The 18859-nt window shown below is 72.4% G+C and carries 13 protein-coding genes; 4 read left to right on the plus strand and 9 right to left on the minus strand.

What is annotated here, in order from left to right; translation table 11 throughout:
• Nucleotides 1-427 precede the first annotated feature (427 nt).
• Both JEK78_RS03890 and sepH read left to right on the plus strand, forming a co-directional pair.
• Complete coding sequence (locus JEK78_RS03890; protein WP_200262696.1) at nucleotides 428-1750, plus strand: D-arabinono-1,4-lactone oxidase; 1323 nt, start codon at nucleotides 428-430, stop codon at nucleotides 1748-1750.
• Between the two features lie 362 nt (nucleotides 1751-2112).
• Entirely contained in the window at nucleotides 2113-3123 is a 1011-nt protein-coding gene (gene sepH, locus JEK78_RS03895) for a septation protein SepH (protein WP_200262697.1), read from the plus strand.
• A gap of 239 nt (nucleotides 3124-3362) precedes the next feature.
• On the opposite strand, the gene JEK78_RS03900 is transcribed toward sepH, so the two are convergent.
• The 4 genes from JEK78_RS03900 to JEK78_RS03915 all read right to left on the minus strand — a co-directional run bounded on the left by JEK78_RS03900 (nucleotide 3363) and on the right by JEK78_RS03915 (nucleotide 8971).
• Nucleotides 3363-4211 carry a sulfurtransferase gene (locus JEK78_RS03900; RefSeq protein ID WP_200262698.1) on the minus strand — a complete coding sequence of 283 codons (849 nt, stop codon included), beginning with the start codon at nucleotides 4209-4211 and terminating at the stop codon, nucleotides 3363-3365.
• Nucleotides 4212-4259: 48 nt separating this feature from the next.
• Nucleotides 4260-5453, minus strand: a complete 1194-nt coding sequence (locus tag JEK78_RS03905; RefSeq protein ID WP_200262699.1) for a nucleotide pyrophosphatase/phosphodiesterase family protein — start codon at nucleotides 5451-5453, stop codon at nucleotides 4260-4262.
• Nucleotides 5453-6040: a DUF5998 family protein gene (locus tag JEK78_RS03910; protein ID WP_200262700.1), complete on the minus strand. Its 588-nt coding sequence runs from the start codon at nucleotides 6038-6040 to the stop codon at nucleotides 5453-5455. Before JEK78_RS03910 ends, JEK78_RS03905 begins: the two co-directional genes overlap by 1 nt.
• Nucleotides 6041-6130: 90 nt before the next feature.
• Complete coding sequence (locus JEK78_RS03915) at nucleotides 6131-8971, minus strand: GNAT family N-acetyltransferase (protein WP_200262701.1); 2841 nt, start codon at nucleotides 8969-8971, stop codon at nucleotides 6131-6133.
• 150 nt (nucleotides 8972-9121) lie between these two features.
• On the opposite strand from JEK78_RS03915, the gene JEK78_RS03920 reads away from it, so the two are divergent.
• Entirely contained in the window at nucleotides 9122-9403 is a 282-nt protein-coding gene (locus tag JEK78_RS03920) for an HPr family phosphocarrier protein (protein ID WP_200262702.1), read from the plus strand.
• A 216-nt stretch (nucleotides 9404-9619) separates the two neighbouring features.
• Here the strand turns inward: JEK78_RS03920 and JEK78_RS03925 are convergent, their stop codons facing one another.
• The 3 genes from JEK78_RS03925 to JEK78_RS03935 all read right to left on the minus strand — a co-directional run bounded on the left by JEK78_RS03925 (nucleotide 9620) and on the right by JEK78_RS03935 (nucleotide 13328).
• Nucleotides 9620-10303, minus strand: coding sequence for a GntR family transcriptional regulator (locus JEK78_RS03925; protein ID WP_200262703.1), 684 nt, complete (start codon nucleotides 10301-10303; stop codon nucleotides 9620-9622).
• A 281-nt stretch (nucleotides 10304-10584) separates the two neighbouring features.
• Entirely contained in the window at nucleotides 10585-11973 is a 1389-nt protein-coding gene (locus tag JEK78_RS03930) for a pitrilysin family protein (RefSeq protein WP_200262704.1), read from the minus strand.
• On the minus strand, nucleotides 11970-13328 hold the full coding sequence (locus JEK78_RS03935) for a pitrilysin family protein (protein WP_200262705.1): 1359 nt from the start codon (nucleotides 13326-13328) through the stop codon (nucleotides 11970-11972). Before JEK78_RS03935 ends, JEK78_RS03930 begins: the two co-directional genes overlap by 4 nt.
• A gap of 363 nt (nucleotides 13329-13691) precedes the next feature.
• Between JEK78_RS03935 and JEK78_RS03940 the strand changes: the two genes are divergently transcribed.
• On the plus strand, nucleotides 13692-16154 hold the full coding sequence (locus tag JEK78_RS03940; protein ID WP_200262706.1) for a DNA topoisomerase IV subunit A: 2463 nt from the start codon (nucleotides 13692-13694) through the stop codon (nucleotides 16152-16154).
• A gap of 170 nt (nucleotides 16155-16324) precedes the next feature.
• On the opposite strand, the gene JEK78_RS03945 is transcribed toward JEK78_RS03940, so the two are convergent.
• On the minus strand, nucleotides 16325-17404 hold the full coding sequence (locus JEK78_RS03945) for a GTP-binding protein (protein WP_200262707.1): 1080 nt from the start codon (nucleotides 17402-17404) through the stop codon (nucleotides 16325-16327).
• Nucleotides 17405-17555: 151 nt separating this feature from the next.
• On the minus strand, nucleotides 17556-18755 hold the full coding sequence (locus tag JEK78_RS03950) for a citrate synthase (protein WP_200262708.1): 1200 nt from the start codon (nucleotides 18753-18755) through the stop codon (nucleotides 17556-17558).
• Nucleotides 18756-18859 lie beyond the last annotated feature (104 nt).

An 18859-nucleotide genomic window follows, 5' to 3' on the forward strand; every position in this document is an offset into this window, starting at 1 on the left:
AGCGCACGGTGAGCGACTCACCGGGGCACGCGTGGTCTCGGCACGGACCGCCTCCTCGCATTCGCGCCATACATCGCCCGCGCCGGGGTCGTGGCGGTCCCGCCCTCGGTAGGATCCCCTCCCTACCGGTCGGAGCCCTGCCGTTTCCGGCCGTGTCGCTCTCCGGCGCGGTGTCGTCCGCCGCTCCCCCCGGAGCCCGCGGCCGTCGGGCCGCGCCGTTGAGCCCGTGCCACAGGCGCGCCGACGGGCGTCGCCGGTCGGGTGTGCTCGCCGGTGGCGTGGCCACGTCCCGACCCCCCGTCGGGGCGAGGGCCTCCGGGGGTGTCCCGGCACGGGGTCCCGGATCGGGCGGGGCCGTCGCGGCGGCGGTCGGCGCCGACGGGCGTCGTCGGTCGCAGCGGCCGGCTCCGCGCGAGGGGAGGCTCCGTTGAGCGGCACACGCAGAGTGGACAGGGACGGAACGTGGCGCAACTGGGGCGGGACGGTGGCGTCCCGACCGACCCGGGTGGCGCGGCCCGCCTCGGTCGACGAGGTGGCGGGGGTGATACGGAAGGCGGCCGAGGACGGCGAGTCGGTGAAGGCCGTCGGGGCGGGGCATTCCTTCAGCCCGGTGGCGGCGACCGAGGGCGTCCTGCTCGACCTTCGCCTGTTGACGGGGATCCGAGCGAGGGACCGGGCCGCGGGGACCGTGACGGTGGCGGCCGGCACTCCGCTCCACGCGCTGAACGCCGCGCTCGCCCGTCAGGGGCTGACCTTGACGAACATGGGCGACATCATGGAGCAGACGATCGCCGGAGCGACCGGCACCGGCACTCACGGCACCGGTCGGGATTCCTCTTCGATCTCCGCCCTGATCCGGGGGATGGAACTGGTCACGGCGGACGGTTCGGTACTGAGGTGCTCCCGGACGGAGCACCCGGAGGTGTTCGCCGCGGCGCGGGTGGGCCTGGGCTTGCTCGGCGTCGTCACGGCGTTGACCCTCGCCGTGGAACCCCTCTTCCGGCTCACCGCGCGCGAGGAGCCGATGCCCCTGGAGCGCGTGCTCGCGGAGTTCGAGGAACTGCGTCGGGAGAACGAGCACTTCGAGTTCTACTGGTTCCCGCACACCGGAAGCACCCTCACCAAGCGGAACAACCGCTGCCTCGGTCCGGAACGGCCGCTGGGGCGCTTCCGGGGGTGGTACGAGGACGAGTTCCTCGCCAACGGCGCCTTTCAGGTGGTCAACTGGATCGGCCGGGCGGTCCCGGGCACCGTGCCCACGATGGCGGCCCTCACCTCCCGTGCCCTGTCGCCACGCACCTACACCGATCTGCCCTACAAGGTCTTCACCTCGCCCCGACGTGTGCGCTTCGTCGAGATGGAATACGCGCTCCCGCGCGAGGCGGCGACGGTCGTACTCCGTGAGCTACGGGCCATGGTGTCGCGGTCCCGCCTGCGGGTCGGCTTCCCGGTGGAGGTGCGCACCGCGCCGTCGGACGACATCACGCTGTCCACCGCCTCCGGCCGCGAGACGGTCTACATCGCGGTCCACATGTTCCGCGGCAGCCCCTTTCGGGACTACTTCGAAACGGCCGAGCGGATCTTCGCCGCACACGGGGGACGCCCCCATTGGGGGAAGGTGCACACCCGGGAGGCGGAGTACCTCTCCCGGGTGTATCCGCGCTTCTGCGAATTCACCGCCCTGCGGGACCGGCTGGACCCCGATAGGCGCTTCGGCAACGCTCACTCGCGGCGGGTCCTGGGCGGCTAGGGGCCGGCAAGGATCAGGCCGGCGGGCGGCCGGGGCGCCCCTCTTGTCAGAAAACGGGCGGCGTGCCCATCCACGCTGGTGGCCCGAATGGAGTACTGTGGCCAGCCCTGGGTCCGGTTTCCCGCCAGGGAGGATCAGGCGCCGTCAGGGTCCGCCGGGAGGGGGCTGGTTGCACTGGGTGGCGCGGTGGGTCACCGAGCGTTGAGCGGAGGCTACCGTGCCATGTCGACGGTCCGGGGCGCGCGCCCGACACGCCGGGTGCTCCACAAGGTTGTGACAGGCCGCGCCCGGGCAGGTCACACTTCGACAGAGCGGAAGCAGCGACGCACGTGACGTCGGCAGGCACCACCCGGGAGGTCCCCATGCCCGAACTGCGTGTCGTGGCCGTCTCGAATGACGGCACACGACTCGTGCTGAAGGCTGCCGACTCCACGGAGTACACGCTTCCTATCGACGAGCGGCTGCGCGCCGCCGTGCGTGGCGACCGGCCTCGGCTCGGTCAGATCGAGATCGAGGTGGAGAGTCACCTCCGCCCACGGGACATCCAGGCGCGGATACGCTCCGGCGCGACCGCGGAGGAGGTGGCGCAGTCCGCCGGGATCCCCGTCGACCGAGTGCGGCGCTTCGAGGGGCCGGTCCTGGCCGAACGTGCCTTCATGGCCGAGCGCGCACGCAAAACCCCGGTACGCAGGCCCGGGGAGAACCCAGGACCGCCTCTCGGCGAGGCGGTGCAGGAGCGGCTCCTGTCACGCGGGGCCGAGAAGGACACGGTCCAGTGGGATTCCTGGCGCCGGGACGACGGCACCTGGGAGGTCCTGCTGGTGTACCGAGCGGCGGGCGAAACCCGCTCGGCGATGTGGACGTACGATCCGCCGCGTCGACTGGTGCAGGCCGTCGACGGCGAGGCCCGCGCGCTGGTCGGCGAGACGGACGACCTCGCCGCGCCCGAACCGAGTTTCCCGTTCGTGCCGCGCATCGCGCGGTTGCCGCGGGACCGGTCGGCGCCGGCCGGTCAACCCTCCGAGAAACCGGAGGACGTGACGGAGAGCGAGCGCGATTCGCTCACCAGCCTCTTGGAGGCGGTCCCGAGTTTTCGGGGCGACCTGATCGTCCCCGAGCGCTCGCCCGCGACCTCGGAGGCGGGGGAGGAAGGCGAGGAGGCGGAGGAGGAGACCGCGCCCGCGGCCTCGGCGGGCGCCGGGTCCGCCTACGCCGACATCCTGATGCCCCGGTCCGTGGCCAGCCACCACGACCGGTTGATCGGAGCCACCGACCGGCAGGCGGAGGCGGACGGGGTGCGCCCGGGTCGGCGTGCCGCCGTGCCGAGTTGGGACGAGATCGTCTTCGGGACACGCCGGAAGAAGCAGGACTGACGCGTTTCGGGGTGTGCCCTCGAGAAGGTCGCGCGCGGGGCGGGTTTCCCGACCCGCGAGACGACCGGCCCGGGTGCCGCGCGGGCGCGACCGAGCCCTGTGGGTTCCGGCTGCGGGGAACCGGGCGGCCGACACCGCCGCCGCGTCCACTCCCGCCGGCCGGGCGGCGGTCCCGGGCGCGCCTGAACCGGCCAGGGCCGTGACCGCCCAGGCCGACGGGGCTCAGACGGGTGCGGATGTCACCGGGGGTCCGGGCCGACCGCGACCGGGCGTCGCGGGTCCGAGGTCCACTCGGACCACGACCCCACGTACAGCGCGGCCGGAATCCCCGCCACCGCCAGGGCGAGGACCTCGTGCGCGCCGGAGACCCCGGAACCGCAGTAGACCCCGACCTCTCTCCCGGCGTCGGCCCCCAACGCGGCGAACCGTTCCCGGAGTCGCCGGGCCGGCAGGAAGCGACCGTCGGCGGCCGTGTTCCGGTCCGTCGGCGCGGAGACCGCCCCGGGGATGTGTCCGGCGACCCGGTCGACCGGTTCGACCTCTCCCCGGTACCGCTCGCCCGCCCGCGCGTCGAGCAGCAGACCCGAGCGTGCCAGGCCCGCGGCGCCGTCCGCGTCCAGGAGACCGTGTGTGCCCGGGGACGGAACGAAGTCGCCCGGGTCCGGATTCGGGATCTCGGTGGAGAGCGGCCCGAGCCACACCGGAAGCCCACCGTCGAGAACCCGGACGTCGGGATGTCCCGTCCAACTCAGCAGCCACCAGGCTCGGGCGGCGGCCCAGCCCTGGCCACCGTCGTACACCACGACCGGCCGATGGGCCGACACCCCGGCCCGTCGCATCGCGGCGCCGAAGACCTGGAGATCGGGCAGAGGGTGACGACCTCCCGAGCCTGGCGCCGAGGCCAGTTCGGTGTCCAGGTCGACGAAGACCGCGCCGGGCAGGTGCCCGCTCGCGTATGCGGCTCGCCCGACGAACGGCGGAGCCGCGCCGGAGGGGTTGCCGAGTTGCCAGCGGACGTCGAGCAGGACGGGCCCGCCGGCTCCGGTCAGTGCGGTGGCCAGGTCGGATGCGGAGACGATGGGGTTCATGGCCCCCATCCTGACGCACCGTCGCGTCCGGCGCCGCCCTCCTCGAGGTCAGGAACGGACTTCCAACAGCGGGACGAGTTGTTCGGCGGGTGTCATCGAGCCGTGGTTGCCGACCATCGCGGACTCCTTCGGCTCGCGTTCGGACGCGATGAGCAGAACGTCGTCCCGGGCCGCCGCTATGACGTCCCCGATCCGCGGTCGGACCCTGGGTTCCACCACGGGGCCAAACCAGCCCGCGTCGACGGCCTCGTCCCCGGAGGCGATCCAGAAGCTCTCGCCGAGCACCTCACGCCAACAGGCCAGCACGTCGCCCGCCGCACCGGGAAGAGCGTAGACGTGCCGGGCCCGACCCTCGCCGCCGAGCAGGGCCACACCGGCGCGCAGTTCCCAGTCCTGATCGAAGTCGACGCGGTGCGGTTCACCGAAGGGAACGTCGACCATTCCGTGATCGGCGGTGATGTAGAGAGCGCTGCGGGGCGGCAGCCGCTCGGCAAGGCGCCGTGCCAGCCGGTCCACTTCGCGGAGGCGGTCACGCCAGGCGTCGGAGTCGACGCCGAACCGGTGCCCGGCGCCGTCGAGTTCGGCGAAGTAGGTGTACACCAGCGCGCGGTCGGCGGCGGCCAGTTCCGCGGCGGCGACGTCCATGCGTTCCTCGCCGGAGATCCTTCCCAGGAAGGTGCCTCCGCTGAGCGCCACGCGGGTGAGCGGTGTGTCACGGAAGTCCGGGGAGGAGACCTGGACCGCGTGGACCCCCGCTTCGTGCGCGAGTCGGAAGACCGTCGGCTTCGGCTGCCACACGACGGGGTCGGTCCAGGGGTGCCAGCGCAGCTGGTTCATCAGATCGCCGGTGTCGGGGTCGCGGACCGTGTAGCCGGGCAGTCCGTGCGCCCCCGGCGGCAGGCCGGTGCCGACGGAGGCCAGCGAGGCCGCCGTGGTCGCGGGGTAACCCGCCGTGATGGGACGCCCGGTGCCGCCGCGGGAGCTGCCCAGCAGGGACGTCAGGAAGGGCGCCTCCCGCGGATGCGCCAGCAGTTGCTCCCAGCCGAGGCCGTCGACCAGGAACACGCAGGCGCGGTCGACCGGGGCCAGCTCGGAGATCGTCGCCGACATGCCGGGGACCCGCATTCCCGCGGCCAGCGTGGGCAGCAGGTCGGCCAGGGAGCCGCCGCCGTACTCCGGCACGGGCGCCGTCGCCACGGGAAGCGGCTCGGGGTGGGGGTCCCAGGAGATGGCCCGCGTCATCAGCGGCCGGCCTCCGCGGTCGCCTCGGAGAGCGCCTGCGCGAAGGCCAACGCCTGGCGGACCGTCTCCGGTCCGTCCCCGGTCTCGCTGACCCGAAGGCTCAGGTCGTCGGCCGTGGAACTCCCGGTGTAGCCGTGGTCGGCCTCGCACCCTGGGTCTCCGCAGGCGGCGGGTTCCAGGTCGACGCGCGAGACGGCGCCCCACCCGACGGTCAGCACGACCTCACGGGGAGCCGTCCCCGGTCGGTACTTCTCCGGGTTGGCGACCACCCGACTGACCACGACCGAGGAGATCCGACCGATCTTGACGGACTCGGTGGACGTCGTCGCGTACGGCGTGGGCGAGGTGTCGTCGGCGCCCTGCTCGTCGGTGTGGCTGACGATGAAGCGGTTGTGGGTGAGAACCAGCACCGTCACGTGCCGGCGGACCTCGTTCTGATCGAACGTGGTCTCCTGATGGACCAGGTACGAACGGACCGGCTCGCCGCCCACGGCGGCCTCCACCGCCTCGGCAACGAGAGCCGGGTAGTAGCCACTGCGCTCGATCGCCGCGCGCAGCCCCTGTGTCGTCGTACTGGTCTTGGCCATGCGTTCCATCCTACGGGGGTCATGGCCTTCGGGAGACCGCCCGTCCGCTCTGCCCTCGCGGGCGGGAGTGCCGAGCGTGACTCCCCCGGGTCAGTACGAAGGGAGCGTGCGCGGACCGAGATCGTCACGAGCGGGGGGCGGGGCCAGGCGGACCGAGGCGCCCAGGATGGTGAGCCCGCGCGACGCCACGACCACCGGTTCCAACGTGACCGCGACCACCTCGGGGTGATCGTGGACCAGTCGGGACACTCTCAGCAGAAGCTCCTCCAGCGCTGGAGTGTCCACGGGTGTCGAGCCGCGCCAGCCGAACAACAGGGGCGCGGTCCGGACTGATCGCACGAGGGAGGCGGCCTCCCGGTCGGTGACCGGGATCAGGCGGTGAGCGACGTCTTCGAGCAGTTGCCCCGCCGCGCCGGCCAGGCAGAAGGAGAGCACCGCACCCGCGGCGGGGTCGATGACGGCACGGATCACGGTGTCCACCCCCCTCGGTGCCATGGACTGGACCACCGGACGCGTCTGCTCGGGAGGGCCGAACTGCGCCGTCAGCTCCTCGTAGGCGCGACCCAGCCGCTCCTCGTCGGTCAGGTCCAGCCGCACGCCGCCCAGGTCGGCGCGGTGCCGCAGATGGGGGGCGGTGGCCTTGAGCGCCACCGGATAGCCGAGGTCACGGGCGGCGGCGAGGGCCGCCGGCCGGTCGGGGGCGTGCCGGTCGGGCCACACACCGATCCCGTACCGACCGAGCAACTCGCCGGTCTCGTCCGATTCGAGGGTGAGGCCACGCCCGCGAGCGAGGAGGCGGGCGATGAGGTCGGCGGCCCCCTTCTCGTCCACGTCCGCGAAGTCGGGCACCCTGCCGGGGTCCGCGGCCTCACGGCGCCATCGGGCGTAGCCGACGGCCTGGGCCAAGGCACTGACGGCGCGCTCGGCGGCCGGGTACGCGGGGATGAGCCGCCCGTCCTCCGGTGCCGGGGGCGGCGCTTCCCCTCGGGCGACGGGCTCGGCGCCGGGGCGGTCCAGGAGGGGCGGGGCGGTCGCACCCTCCCTGGCCCCGGGCGCCGTGCCGGCGGCGGCGGAGAGTGCCTCGGCCAGGCCGCCGAGCTCCACGTGCACCACGAGGACGGGCTTGTCGGGCGCCGTCGCCGCAGCCGAGCGCAGCGCTTCGGCCAGCTCGGCGTCGCCGGTGGCGACGGAGTCCTCACCGAGCGTCGGGATGGCAGCAACCACGACCGCGTCGCAGCCGGTGTCGGACAGCGCGCGGGTGAGCGCGCGCTGGAAGTCCGCCGGGGTGGCGGAGGTGGTGAGGTCGAGTGGCGCGTGCGGACGAAGCCCCTCCGCCAGGCAGGCGTCGTAGGTGAGCAACCCCAGGGACTCGGAGTTGCCGAGGATCGACACCCGGGGGCCGGCGGGGAGCGGCTGCCGGGCGAGCAGCAGCCCGGTGTCGACGAGCTCCGTGATCGTGTCGACCCGGATCACACCGGCCTGCCTCAACAGGGCGGAGACGGTGGCATGGGACAGCCGGGTGGCCCGCACGGCGTGACCCTGGGGGGCCGCGCTGCGATGGCGCGCCCCCTGCACCACGACCACGGGCTTGGCCGCCGCCGTCCGGCGGGCGAGACGGGTGAACTTGCGAGGGTTGCCGATCGATTCCAGGTACATCAAGGCCACGTCGGTGTCCGGGTCGTCGTACCAGTACTGGAGGACGTCGTTGCCGGAGACGTCGGCACGGTTGCCCGAGGACACGAAGGTGGAGACGCCGGTCACGCCCGTGACCCCGCCGCCCCGCCGGTGGAGTCGGGACAGCAGCGCGATGCCTATGGCGCCGGACTGGGCGAAGAGGCCGATCCGACCGGCGCGGGGCATGCGCGGCGCGAGGGAGGCGTTGAGTCGGACCTCGGGCGAGGTGTTGACGACACCGAAGGCGTTGGGGCCGATGATCCTCATCCCGTGGGCCCGAGCCTGGCGCACGAGTGCGCGCTGGCGCTCGCGACCGTCCGGGCCGCTCTCCGCGTAGCCGGCCGAGACCACCACGAGCCCTTGGACCCCGTGGGCGCCGCAGTCGGCGACGACGTCCGGGACGCGCTCGGCCGGTACCGCGACCACCGCGACGTCGACGGGGGCCGCGATGTCCCGAACCGATCGATGGGCGGGAACGCCGTCGATCTCGCCGCCTCGCTCGGGGAAGCACCGGTTGACCGCGTAGAGGCGCCCGGGGTATCCGGCCTCCCGGATGTTCCCCAGGATGCTGCGCCCCACACCGCCCGGTGTGCGTCCGGCGCCGACGACGGCGACCGAGCCGGGGGCCAGCAATCGCTGCACGGACCTCGCCTCGGCCCGTTGCTCGCGCGCGTACTGCACGGCGAGGCTGCGGTCGGTGGGTTCGAGATCGAGTTCCAGACGGACGACGCCGTCCTCGAAACTGCGTTGTTGCGTGTAGCCGGCGTCCGTGAAGACCTTGATCATCTTGGTGTTGGCGGGCAGTACCTCGGCGGCGAACCGACGGATGCCCCGCTCTCGTGCGACGGCCGCGATGTGTTCGAGCAACGCCGAGGCGACGCCGCGACCCTGGTGCGCGTCCTGGACGAGGAAGGCGACCTCGGCCTCGTCGGCCGGGGCGGGGGCCGACATCCCGTCCGGACCGATCCGGTCGTAGCGCACGGTGGCGATGAACTCGCCGCCGACGGTGGCCGCCAGGCCCACCCGGTCCACGAAGTCGTGGTGGGTGAAGCGTCTGACGTCCTTCGCCGACAGCCGGGGGTACGGTGCGAAGAAGCGGTAGTACTTGGACTCCTCCGAGACCCGTTCGTAGAAGCCGACCAGCCGGTCGGCGTCGTCCACGTCGATGGGGCGCACCCGCGCGGTGCCGCCGTCGCGGAGCACCACGTCGGCTTCCCAGTGGGCGGGGTAGTCGTGCCGGTCCGGCGGCGTCTGCATGGGCCCAGCGTACGACTCCGGGGCGTTGCCCGACGCGACGCGGGCGGCCCGCGTCCGTGCGGCGACCCGCCCCGTCGGTGGGGCGCCGTCGGCCCGGTCCCGTGGGAGACTGGCGCGGACGACCTCGGACGTCCCGAAGGGCAGCAGCACATGGTCGAACGCCGCGTCACCGTCGGCTGGGCGGAGGGCCTCCACGCCCGACCCGCCTCCCTCTTCGTCCGCGCGGCAACGGCCACGGGCGTCCCCGTGGCCATCGCCAGACCCGACGGCGCGGCCGTCAACGCCCGCTCGGTCCTCGCGGTGCTCGGCCTCGGCGTGCGGGGCGGCGAGGAGGTCGTCCTGACCGCTGACGCCGAGGGTGCCGACCCGGCGTTGGACCGGCTGGCGAGGTTGGTGGCCGAAGGCCTGGAGGAGCTTCCCGAAGCGGACTGAGGGCCCCGGTCCCGGAGTGGACCCCATCACGCGCGGTCGCTCGGGTCCCGTGGGGCGGCGAGTGCGACCGAGGCGACTTCCTCGCGAAACCGCCGACATTCCTCCGGTCGGACCGGCACGGACGGAGGAAATGTCATCGGCCGCGCGGGAGAGTCATTTTCGACCGGCAGGCGTTGTCCGTTCCCCCTATTTCCGCTTTCCCTTATCCGACTCGCGTCAAGCGCGTGTGACCGTCGTGTGCACGGGATGTTTCGGGATCCTCGCCCGGCCCGGCGTCCGCGGGCGCGGCCGGTGGGCCGCCGTCGCTCGCTCGACATGCGCGGTGGTGAGCCGACGGGCACGCTCGCCGTCCCCGCGCGCCACCGCGTCGACCACCGCTCCCCGCTCCTCCCACGAAGCCAGCGGGTGAACCTGCGCCTCGACCGTGAACATCCAGGCGATCTTGTGACGGAGCTGGGCCAGCATGGCGACGAGCGGCGGACTGTCCGAGGCCTGGGCGAGCGTCTCGTGGAACCAGCCCTCCAGGGAGCGCAGGTCGTCGCCGGTACCCTGCCGAGCCCGCCGCCGGCCCAGGCGCACCAGTCCGCGCAGCACCTTCAGATGGGCCTCGGTGCGGCGTTCGGCGGCACGGGCCGCGCCCAGCGGCTCCAACAGGAGTCTCATCTCCAGCAGGTCGGCGGCCTCGCGCTCGGTGGGCTCGGCCACACAGGCGCCGGCGTGTCTCCTGGTGACCACGAAGCCCTCGGCCTCCAACGTGCGCAAGGCCTCGCGGACGGGGACCCGCGAGACGCCGTAGCGCCGCGCGAGCGGTTCCTCGGTCAGTCGACTCCCCCGGGCGTGGACTCCGGCGACGATGTCGTCCCGGATCGCCGTACAGACCGACTGCGCCGGAACACGCATGACCGACCTCCGCCTCGATCCCCTTGCGACGTCGCCGACTTGACGCTCGTTCCGTGACTCTATGGCAATGCGCGGGAATCTCCGACGACGGGCCGGATTTTATGACGGACTTTTGGACACCGAAACGGCGGCGAATAGCGGCGAGCCGGGACCTCGCCCCCACGTGGGCGGGTGGTCGTGCCCGCGCCGGGCCGACGACGCCGGGCGCGACGCACTCGCGCCGGCGACGCGCCGGTCCCGCGGCGAGCAGCCGACGGTCCCGGCGGGTCGCCGGTCCCGCGCTATTCCGTCGACAGCACGGTGACTTCGCCGATGTCCAGGGACTCCACCTCGGCCTTGATCTCCGAGGCGTCGCCGACCAGTACCGTGACCAGGCGGTCCACCGGGAAGGCGGCCACGACCGCGGCGGTGGCCTCGACCGTGCCGGTCGCCGCCAGCCTCCGGTAGAGGTCGGCCTGGAAGTCGTCCGGGAGGAACTGCTCGACCTGGTCGGCCAGGGTCCCGGCCACCGCCGCCGCCGTCTCGTACTTCAGGGGCGCCACGCCGACGAGGTTGCGCACGGCGCTGTCGCGCTCGGCGTCGGTGAGCCCCTCGGCGGCCAACGTGCGCAGGACGCTCCACAGATCGCGCAGCGCGGCTCCGGTGTTCGGCGTGTCCACGGAGCCGCTGATGGCGAGCATGGAGGCTCCGGTGCCCTCGGGGTTGGAGAGCAGCACCTGGGCGAAGGAACGCACACCGTAGGTGTAACCCTTCTCCTCGCGCAGAACGCGGTCCAGGCGGGAGGTGAGGGTGCCGCCCAGGCAGTAGCTGCCCAGGAGTTGAGCGGACCACACCGGGTCGTGTCGGTCGGGCCCGGCCCGGCCGATCAGCAACTGTGTCTGGACGGCGCCGGGACGATCCACGATGACGACCCGCCCGCGATCGTCGGCGGACACCGCGGGCACCGGTCGAGCCTCGGCCGACGAGCCCGTCCAGGTGCCCAGTGTCTCGGCGAGGAGCCCGTCCAGGTCGATGCCGGTGAGGTCCCCGACGACCACCACGGTGGTGGTGGCGGGGCGCACGTACCGCTCGTAGAAGGCCCGAACGGCGGCCGAGTCGATGGTCTCGACGGTCTCCCGGGTGCCCTGGCGGGGGCGCGAGACGCGCGCGTCGACGGGGAACAGCTCCCTGGACAGTTCCTTCGCCGCGCGACGGGCGGGGTTGGCGAGCTCGTGGGGGATCTCGTCGAGCCTGTTGCGGACGAGGCGTTCGACCTCGGTGTCGGCGAACGCGGGGGCGCGCAGGGCGTCGGCGACCAGACCGAGCCCCTTGGCCAGACGGGACGCCGGGACCTCCAGGCTCAAGCGGACGCCGGGGTGGTCCGCGTGGCAGTCCAAGGTGGCGCCGCACCGCTCAAGTTCGGCGGCGAACTCCTCGGCGGAGTGCTTGTCGGTGCCTTCAGAGAAGGCACGAGCCATGATCGTGGCGACACCGTCGAGACCTGCCGGCTCGGCGTCCAACGGGGCGTGCGTCGACACCTCGACGGCGACGACCCGCTGGCCGGGGCGGTCGCAGCGCAACACCGTCAGGCCGTTCCCCAGCGTGGCGCGGTCGGGGGCCGGGAAGGCCCACGGCTTGGGCTCCCCCGCCTGCGGCCGGGGGTGGAAGTCCATGGGGGCGAGTTCGGTCACTGGGCCGACTCCTCGGTCTCGTCGGTGGCCTCCGCGGGGGTCGCGGCGTCGGGTGCGGTCGGCTCGTAGACGAGCGCCGCTCGGTTGTCGGGGCGCAGCCGGGCCGCGGCTACGGCGCGGACCTCCTCCGCGTCGACGGCGAGGACGCGGTCGACGGCGGTGAGAGCCAGCTGCGGGTCCCCGAACAGGACCGCGTAGCGGCACAGCTCGTCGGCGCGGCCGGCCACCGTGCCGAGCCGGTCCAACCACTCGCGCTCCAACTGGGCCTGGGCCCGCTCCATCTCCTCGGGCGTGGGGCCCTCCTCCGCGAAGCGGGCCAGCTCCTCGTCGATGGCGGCCTCGATCGTCGGGATCTCCACGTCGCCGGAGGCCTTCACATCCAGCCACCCCAGAGAGGGCGCGCCGGCGAGCCGGAGCATCCCGAACGCAGCGGATGCGGCCGTGCGGTCCCGTCGGACCAGCCGGTTGTAGAGGCGGGACGACTCCCCGCCGCCGAGCACCGTCAAGGCCAGGTCCGCGGCGTCGCAGGCCCGGGAGCCGTCGCTGGGCAGCCGGTAGGTCGCCAGCAGCGCCCTGGCCGGCACCTCCTCCCGCACGACCTGCCGCACCGGCTCGCCGATCACGTCCGGAAGGGTGCCGTCCCGGGGCGCCGGCTTCCCGTCGTGCCCGGGGATGGAGCCGAAGTACTTCTCGATCCAGGCGAGCGTCCGCTCCGGGTCGATGTCGCCGACGACGGAGAGCACCGCGTTGTTCGGCGCGTAGTAGGTGCGGAAGAAGGAGCGGGCGTCCTCCAGGGTGGCGGCGTCGAGATCGGCCATCGACCCGATGGGAGTGTGGTGGTAGGGGTGACCGGCGGGGAACGCGAGCGCCGTGAGCTTCTCGAACGCGGTCCCGTAGGGGACGTTGTCGTAGCGCTGGCGCCGTTCGTTCTTGACGACGTCGCGCTGGTTCTCCATCGACTCGTCGTCGAGGGCGGCGAGCAGCGAGCCCATGCGGTCCGCCTCCAGCCACAGGGCGAGCTCCAGCTGATGGGCCGGCATCGTCTCGAAGTAGTTGGTGCGCTCGAAACTCGTGGTGCCGTTCAGCGACCCGCCGGCGCCCTGGACCAGCTCGAAGTGGCCGTTTCCCTCCACCTGTCCCGAGCCCTGGAACATGAGGTGCTCGAAGAGATGGGCGAGGCCGGTGCGCCCCTCGACCTCGTGCCGGGAGCCGACGTCGTACCAGAGGCACACCGCCGCGACCGGGGTCAGATGGTCCTCGGAGAGCACCACGCGCAGGCCGTTGGCCAAGCGGTGCTCGGTCGCTGTCAGGCCGCCGGAGCCTGCCTCGGCGGTGGCCGTGTGACCCATGGGCATGTACGTCCCTTCGATCGCGGAATTCCTGTGAGGAGGCCCCTCGGCCTCACCGGGTGGGACCGGGGGATCCCCGCCGGTCCTGCCACTGTATGCAAGCGTGCGGGCGATCCGCGAAGTTCCGGCACACCGTACGCCGAGAGCGAGAACGCCACCGAGGTCGCGTCGCGTCGTGCCCGCTGTCGCCGGGGGTCGCCCGACGTCGCGGGACTCACGGGTCGCCGCTGCCGGCCGGGGCGGAGGGCGTAGCCTGCGGGCAGCACCGGACGGGCGGTCCGCGATCGCCTGGTCGGTCGCTGTCACCACCGCGGGCCACAATGGTCCGCGACAGATCACCGTTCACGCTTCAGCAAGGAGCCGGCAGCGATGGCCCGCCGTAGCACGAAGACCCCGCCGCCCGACGAGTCGTACGAGGAGAGGATCCTCGACATCGACGTCGTCGACGAGATGCAGGGCTCCTTCCTCGAGTACGCGTACTCGGTCATCTACTCCCGCGCGCTGCCGGACGCGCGGGACGGCCTCAAGCCCGTCCACCGCCGCATCGTCTACCAGATGAGCGAGATGGGGCTCAGGCCCGATCGCGGGCACGTCAAGTGTGCCCGTGTGGTCGGCGATGTGATGGGCAAGCTTCACCCGCACAGCGACTCCTCGATCTACGACGCTCTGGTGCGCATGGCCCAGCCCTTCTCGATGCGGGTGCCTCTGGTCGACGGCCACGGCAACTTCGGCTCGCTGGGCAACGACGACCCGCCGGCCGCGATGCGGTACACCGAGTGCCGCATGGCGGAGGCCAGTGTGCTGATGACGGAGTCCATCGAGGAGGACACCGTCGATTTCGCCCCGAACTACGACGGGCAGGAACGCGAGCCGGTGGCCCTGCCGGCGGCCTTTCCCAACCTCCTCGTCAACGGCGCGTCCGGCATCGCCGTCGGCATGGCCACGAACATGCCCCCGCACAACCTGCGGGAGGTGATCGCCGCGGCCCGTCACCTCATCCGATACCCCAACGCCGACCTCGACGCCCTCATGAAGCACGTTCCAGGGCCCGACCTGCCCACCGGCGGCCGGATCGTCGGCCTCCCCGGCATTCGGGACGCCTACGCGACGGGGCGCGGCACCTTCAAGATCCGGGCCTCGGTGTCGGTCGAGCCGGTCACCGCCCGCCGCAAGGGTCTGGTCGTGACCGAGCTGCCCTTCACCGTGGGTCCGGAGAAGGTGATCTCCAAGATCAAGGATCTGGTCGGGGCCAAGCGCGTCCAGGGCATCGCGGACGTCAAGGACCTCACCGACCGCGAACACGGCCTGCGCCTGGTCATCGAGATCAAGAACGGTTTCGTGCCGGAGGCGGTACTGGAACAGCTCTACAAGCTGACGCCGATGGAGGAGTCCTTCGGCATCAACAACGTGGCTCTGGTGGACGGTCAGCCTCTCACCCTGGGTCTGAAGGAGCTGCTGGAGGTCTACCTGGACCACCGGTTCACCGTGGTCCGGCGGCGCAGCGAGTTCCGGCGAGGTCGCAGACGCGACCGGCTGCACCTGGTCGAGGGGCTGCTGACGGCGCTGCTCGACATCGACGAGGTCATCGGACTGATCCGCTCCAGCGAGAACTCAGCCCAGGCCAAGGAGCGTCTGATGGAGCGCTTCTCACTGAGCGAGACACAGACCCAGTACATCCTGGACACCCCGCTGCGCCGGCTCACCAAGTACGACCGTGTGGAGCTGGAGGCCGAGAGGGAACGCCTCGGCGAGGAGATCGAGGAGCTGACCCGGGTCCTGGAGTCCGACGCCGAGTTGCGCAAGCTCGTTTCCGGCGAACTTGCGGCGGTGGCGAAGAAGTTCGGCAGCGATCGTCGCACGGTCCTGTCGGAGTCCCCGGCCGCTCCCGCGGCGACGCTGCCGCTCCAGGTGGCCGACGCGCCCTGTCGGGTGCTGATGTCGTCCACCGGCCTGCTGGCCCGCACCGCCGACGACGCCCTGGCCTCCGACACCGCCGCCAAGCGGACCCGGCACGACGTGATCGTCTCGTCGGTGGCGGCGACGGCCCGCGGAGAGGTCGGCGTCGTCACCTCGGCCGGGCGGTTGCTCCGACTGAGCGTCGTCGACCTGCCCCAACTGCCGCCGGGCCCGCTGTCGAACCTTTCGGGCGGAGCGCCCGCGGCGGAGTTCGTGGCGCTCGGGGACGGTGAGTCGGTGGTCTGTCTGACCGGGCTCGACGAGTCCTCGCCGGGCCTGGCACTCGGCACGGCACAGGGCGTCGTGAAGCGTGTGGCCCCGGACTACCCCGCGAACAAGGAGGAGTTGGAGGTGGTCACGCTCAAGCCCGGAGATCGCGTCGTGGGAGCGGCCGAGCTGCGTACCGGCGAGGAGGACCTGGTCTTCGTCACGGACGACGCGCAGTTGCTCCGTTTCCAGGCCTCGCAGGTGCGCCCGCAGGGCCGAGCGGCCGGCGGGGTGGCCGGGATCAAGCTCGCCGACAGGGCCAGGGTCATCTCCTTCACCGTGGTCGACCCGGCGAGCGAGGCCGTGGTGTTCACCGTCGCCGGCGCTCGCGGGACACTCGACGACTCCGTTCAGACCACGGCCAAGCTGACGCCGTTCGACCAGTACCCCCGCAAGGGCCGAGCCACCGGCGGGGTGCGCTGCCAACGGTTCCTGAAGGGCGAGGACTGCCTGGCCCTCGCCTGGGCCGGCCCCGCGCCGGCGCGCGCCGCTCAGAAGAACGGCTCCCCGGCCCGGCTTCCGGACCCCGACCCGCGACGGGACGGCTCGGGGGTTTCGCTGCCCCGACCGGTGTGGGCCGTGGCCGGCCCGATCGCGTCGGACTCCTAGCGCGTGTCCGACACGCCGCGTCGGCCGCCCGAAAGGGCCCGGCGACGGTCGGTGCGTGCGATCGCGAGGTGGAGGGTCGCCCCGATCCCGGACGCGTCGGGGTGATCCCGGCAGCGCGGCGTGCCGGTGCACCGGCACGCTGCCGGGCAGGAGGGGCTTCGACACTCTTCCTAGACGCCGGGGCCCCTCGCGAGACGCTCCGCCACGTCCTCCGTCTCGTCGGGATCCGGGACGTGGCGGAGGACGCCCCACATGCCGATCTCGTCGACGTGCGGGGTGACGCTCCGGCACGCCCGCAGTTCCTCTTCCAGGGCGGCGGCGTCGATTCCTGTCCCGATCAGGACGAGTCGGGTGAGGCGATCCTCGGTGGGCTCCCAGGGGCTCGGGCGCAGGCGGAGGAACCCGCCGACGGCGTGCAGGGAGTACCGGTTGCGGAGGTCGTTCGGGCCGAAGTCGACGTACCCCTTGATCCGGTAGAGCCCGCGCGGGCGGCCGTCCAAAAACCGCGTCAGACGACGAGGGTCCATGGGGACGTCAGAGACGAACGACAGGCTGTCGTACGCTGCGTGCAAGTGTGGAGTCGCGGCATCGGTCTCGACCCGGTCGTGCAAGTCGTCGAAGGAGAGCTGGCCGACGCGTTCTTCCGCCGGTCGGCAGTCGAAGAGGAACGCGGGGTCGACTCGGCCGTGGGTCGCGGGGAGCACCGCCGCGCCGGCCGCGAGCGACTCGACGAGGGCGACGACCCGCTCGCCGTCGGGGGTTCGGTCGAGCTTGTTGACCACGACGAGGTCGGCCATGGCCAGGTGCCGGTCGATCTCGGGGTGCCGGGCGCGCGTGTCCTCGAACTCGGCCGCGTCCACCACCTCGACCAGCCCGCCGTAGGCGACGGTGGGCAGTTCGCTGGCCAGGAGCATGCGCACGAGTTGCCGCGGCTCCGCCAAGCCGCTCGCCTCCACGACGATGACGTCGACTCCGGTCTCCGCACGGGACAGGCGCTCGAGGTAGTCGTCCAGTTCCGCCGGATCGACGGAGCAGCACAGGCAGCCGTTGCCCAGCGAGACGGTCGAATCGCCCAGCGCGCCTGCCACGGCCATCGCGTCGATCTCGATGGCGCCGAAGTCGTTGACGATCGCCCCGATCCTGCTGCCACCACTGCGGTGAAGCAGGTGATTCAGGAGGGTCGTCTTTCCGGAGCCGAGGAATCCGGCGAGCACCACGACGGGGATCTGCGGCCTCGGACGGTCCCCCACGGTGCGGCCTCTCTCACGTGTCCCCCTTGCCCCGGGACGGCTGGGCTCCGCCCGGACGGGACGGCGACAGAACCAGGATACGGGCGGAGCGGACACGGTCTCGGGTGCCCGGGACCGGCCCACTCCGCGGCTCGTCGGGCGGGCCGGCCGGTCAGACACGCCGGGCGGTCTCCCGCTCGGCCGCCCGAACCGGCAGAGGCGCGGGGGCCGGGGGTCCAACGTACCGAGCCGCCGGACGAATGATCTTCGGGTCGGCGGCCTGCTCCAGGATGTTGGCGCTCCAGCCGACCGCGCGCGCCACGGCGAAGGTCGGCGTGAACATCTCCCGTGGCAGTCCGCATCGCTCCATCACCACGCCCGCGTAGAACTCCACGTTGGCGTGCAGTTCCCGGCCCGGCTTGAGCTCTGCCAGGATGTCGTCCACCCTCCGTTCGACCTCGACGGCGAACTCCACCAGAGGTCCTCCCAACCTCAGCGCCACATCGCGGAGCAGGCGCGACCGAGGGTCCTCGGTGCGGTAGACCGGGTGACCGAAGCCCATGACGCGGTCCCCCGCGAGGACGCGTGCCCGGACCCACTCGTCGATCCCGTCCACACTTCCGATGGCGTCGAGCGCGTCCAGGGCGCGGCTGGGCGCGCCGCCGTGCAGCGGGCCCGACAGGGCTCCCACCGCGCCGACCAGGGCCGCGGAGACATCCGCCCCGGTCGAGGCGACCACTCGTGCGGTGAAGGTGGACGCGTTGAAGCCGTGGTCCATCGTGGATATCAAGTACTGCTCGACGGCTCTGACCCGTGCCGGGTCGGGCTCGGAGCCGGTCAGCATGTACAGGTAGTTGGCCGTGTGGGTCAGATCCGTGCGGGGCTCCACCGGGTCGAGACCGCGGCTCAACCGGTACAGGGCGGTGAGCAGCGTGGGCACGGCGGCGACCGCCGATTCGGCGTCGGCCAGGCGCTGTCCCGGATCGATGTCGTAGACGGGGCGGAAACCCCGCGCGGTTCCGAGGAGGCCGAGCGCGGCACCGAGACCGGCCAGGGGGCCGGAAGCGGCCGGTCCACCCACCGCCGCCAGGGCCGGGAGGGCGGCACTCACCCGTTCGGGCAACCGCCGCAGTCCGGCGGTGTGGGCGAGGAAGGCGTCCCGTCGCGCCTCCTCCGGCAACTCGCCGTGGAACATCAGGTGCCAGACGTCCTCGAAGCCGAGGCGCGACGCGAGTTCGACGGCGGAGTACTGGCGGTAGTGATAGAAGCCCTCTCTCCCGCGCACGTCCCCCAGCGCGGTGTGGGTGACGACGACGCCCGCGAGGCCCGGGGGCGCCTCGATCGGACCATGCGCGGGATGCGTGTTCGACATGACGTCCTCCTTGACTTGATTCGAATGTCCAGCATGCACTCTCATCTGTCAATATTGATTTAGTCAACATAGACACCCTTGACGGAACGGAGTCGCTAGCGTGG

The sequence above is a fragment of the Streptomyces sp. HSG2 genome (assembly GCF_016598575.1).
GTDB lineage: Bacteria > Actinomycetota > Actinomycetes > Streptomycetales > Streptomycetaceae > Streptomyces.